At 60.3% G+C, this 1870-nt stretch carries 3 protein-coding genes; all 3 read left to right on the forward strand.

Going from position 1 to position 1870, the window contains the following annotated elements:
• The first annotated feature begins 212 nt into the window (after window positions 1-212).
• Window positions 213-488: a hypothetical protein gene (locus tag GR303_RS24175; RefSeq protein ID WP_161727009.1), complete on the forward strand. Its 276-nt coding sequence runs from the start codon at window positions 213-215 to the stop codon at window positions 486-488.
• 504 nt (window positions 489-992) lie between these two features.
• Window positions 993-1247 (forward strand): EamA family transporter, encoded by a 255-nt coding sequence (locus tag GR303_RS25625; protein ID WP_425487144.1) that lies wholly within the window; start codon window positions 993-995, stop codon window positions 1245-1247.
• A gap of 90 nt (window positions 1248-1337) precedes the next feature.
• On the forward strand, window positions 1338-1748 hold the full coding sequence (locus GR303_RS24185; RefSeq protein ID WP_161727005.1) for a VOC family protein: 411 nt from the start codon (window positions 1338-1340) through the stop codon (window positions 1746-1748).
• Window positions 1749-1870 lie beyond the last annotated feature (122 nt).

Raw genomic sequence — 1870 nt, forward strand, 5'->3', positions numbered from 1 at the left:
ATTGCGCCACAAAGACTTCCCGTAACAATGGCAGCAACCTGCAGAAATGCTCAAGCAACAACTGCCCCGCTTCTCGTACGAGTGTTGTCGAAAAGCGACAGAACCAATGATTGTGAACCGCCGACCTGGTCTTGACACTTGGTTCATGTCTAGTGCGCATCCTCAGCCGACTGGAAGGCTGCAACGCGACAGGAATTGTTGAGGGGTGCACTATGAACGACACGCACGCGAGCCAGCGGGAGTCGGTGATCCGGCTCCATCCGGTGACGACGCCACCCGCCGATGAGACCACCGCATCGATGATCGACCTGCTGCAGGAGCATCTGCGCCTCGCCCGCGAAGGCAAGCTGCGCTCGCTCGCCGTCGTGTCCGTGTCCGCCGATGGATCGGCCATCGGAACCCAATGGTCATGCGATCCCGGCGATATGGCATCGCTAATCGGCAAGCTCACCGTCCTCACCCATGACCTCATGGCCGCCCGCAAGTAAAGAGCAGGTTCCAGGAGCATCGCATTGACCTCCTCGCAAATTTTGAATGTGCCTGCGACCGGAGGGCCGGACCCGAGCCATCGCACCAAGCTGCTCAAAGTTAGGCCGCGCCAATGCTGCTACATCGTCTCAAACGATCGTCGCAGCGCCCTCTGCTGCGCAGCCCTGACTTGGCAGGAGCCGAGCTGGTGCGACGGGCGTCGGAGACTCGTCTACGTCGCAGCACAGCCTGCGAACCTTCAGCGTGGGGTGCCGCTGTCACAGGCCCACGTCCCGCCAGAGGCCTCTGGGCTCCGGACCGGCGTAGAGGTGAAAGCTTATGCGTGGCCCCTCTTTGATTTGCCCAGTCAGCTTCCCGCCGCTTGGCGAACGCCAATTCTCACGGTCCTGCTTGCCGATCCGCAGCGGCAAAATACCGCCCTGTACTGACCTCGTTGCCTAACCTCGGCAGACCATGAATTTGGCAAGAACGGCACAGTCCAGTTCTGCTAAGTCCCGGCCATCATGTTCGCTACATTAGGCCGTTCTACAATATCATTCTTGATCATGTGCTTCATCTGGGGAGCGACATGGATTGCGATCAAGACTGGTGTTTCTCTTGTCCCTCCCATCCAGTTCTCAGGGGCGCGCTTCTTGGCCGCCGGCGCTCTTCTACTGGCTTTCTGGTGGTGTGCTGGCCACTGGGTTCCCGCGATCGCCGTGCTGCTCGGAGTGATCGTCCTGGACAGGTGGGGTTGCCTCACGAATGGGCCGAGATGACGATCATGCTCGCGGCCGCGTGGCTCGCGATCCGCCACGACTGTGCCCCGATCCGGGAGCGAAGCCTGTCAAAAGAGATGGAGAATGCGAATGGAGTTTCACAGAGGCCGTTTGATTGACCACGTGCACCTGCGGGTCGCGAACCTCGATGCAAGCAGGCGGTTCTACAAGGCCGCTCTCACGGCTCTTGGGCTCTCGGAGTTCATGGAGGGCGATCATTTCTTCGCGGCCGACGAGCTTTGGATCGATGAAGCGGATGGTCCGGTCTCCCGCGTTCACCTCGCGTTTCAAGCACCGTCGCGGGATCATGTAGTCGCTTTCCATGCGGCGGCACTTGAGGCCGGCGGAAGAGACAACGGATTACCCGGGGAGCGTACGTACCATCCGAACTACTTCGCGGCTTACGTGCTCGATCCGGACGGCCACAACATCGAGGCGGTTCATCACGGGCCGGTCGAGCGCTCCGTCACGTCGGTTGTGTTCCGCCCAACCATGTTTTGACCTAAGTTCGGCGAGCATGCCGATCTCCACTATCCGATCGCCCGTCCTGAACCGCATCGGATTGATCCACGGGAGTTCCACGTGAGGGTTGTCCAAGTCGACCGCGCATTCCAGGCGCAAAG

Origin of the sequence: Microvirga arsenatis, from assembly GCF_009910705.1 — a bacterium.
In the GTDB taxonomy this organism is placed as follows: Bacteria; Pseudomonadota; Alphaproteobacteria; order Rhizobiales; family Beijerinckiaceae; genus Microvirga; species Microvirga arsenatis.

What these genes read in the sequence shown, in the direction of transcription:
- GR303_RS24175 (WP_161727009.1), top strand. Translation starts at nt 213, where the DNA reads ATGAACGACACGCACGCGAGCCAGCGGGAGTCGGTGATCCGGCTCCAT.
- GR303_RS25625 (WP_425487144.1), top strand. Translation starts at nt 993, where the DNA reads ATGTTCGCTACATTAGGCCGTTCTACAATATCATTCTTGATCATGTGC.
- GR303_RS24185 (WP_161727005.1), top strand. Translation starts at nt 1,338, where the DNA reads ATGGAGTTTCACAGAGGCCGTTTGATTGACCACGTGCACCTGCGGGTC.